This is a genomic window from Mycobacterium sp. E3339 (assembly GCF_001666915.1).
Lineage (GTDB): Bacteria > Actinomycetota > Actinomycetes > Mycobacteriales > Mycobacteriaceae > Mycobacterium.
Genome location: NZ_LZIZ01000110.1, coordinates 1 through 695 on the forward strand (window position 1 = coordinate 1; position 695 = coordinate 695).

At 71.1% G+C, this 695-nt stretch carries 1 protein-coding gene and 1 pseudogene; one reads left to right on the forward strand and one right to left on the reverse strand.

The window, feature by feature from the left end; genetic code table 11:
- A partial coding sequence (locus A5702_RS10150) for a nitrilase-related carbon-nitrogen hydrolase (RefSeq protein WP_304440333.1) occupies window positions 1-512 on the forward strand: 512 nt, incomplete at its 5' end.
- Window positions 513-588: 76 nt separating this feature from the next.
- Here A5702_RS10150 and A5702_RS27285 read toward each other — a convergent pair.
- Window positions 589-695: pseudogene (locus A5702_RS27285) on the reverse strand (hydrolase); the annotation flags it as partial.

Sequence of the window (695 nt, forward strand, 5' to 3'; positions counted from 1 at the left end):
ATTACGACAAGATCCACCTCTACGACGCCTTCGGCTTCACCGAGTCGCGCACCGTCGCGCCCGGCCGCGAGCCGGTGGTGATCACGGTTGACGGTGTCCGGGTGGGGTTGACCGTCTGCTACGACATCCGCTTCCCGGCGCTGTACACCGAGCTGGCCCGCCGCGGCGCCCAGCTGATCGCCGTCTGCGCGTCGTGGGGCTCGGGCCCGGGCAAGCTCGACCAGTGGACGCTTCTGGCGCGGGCCCGCGCGCTGGACTCGATGAGCTACGTCGCCGCGGCCGGCCAGGCCGATCCCGGCGAACCCCTCACCGGCTCGGGCGCGCCGACCGGGGTGGGCGGCAGCCTGGTGGCCTCGCCGTTCGGCGACGTCGTGGCGTCGGCCGGCCCCGGGCCGCAGTTGGTGGTGGCCGACATCGACGTCGATCGGGTCGCCAAGGCCCGGGAGAGCATCGCGGTGCTGCGCAACCACTCAGATTTCGTTCAGCTCGATAGTGCAGAATCGGTCGGGTGACGAACCCACAAGGACCACCGAACCAGGACCCTTCGACGTGGGGCCGTCCCGGCAACCAGGCCCCGTTCGGCCAGCCCCCCACCGAGCGGCCGACCGAGCGGATCAACACCGGCTCGCGGCCGGGCGCGACGGTGCGCGACTCGGTGAAGCCGAAGGCGTCGTAGAGGTGGATCTTGTCGTAAT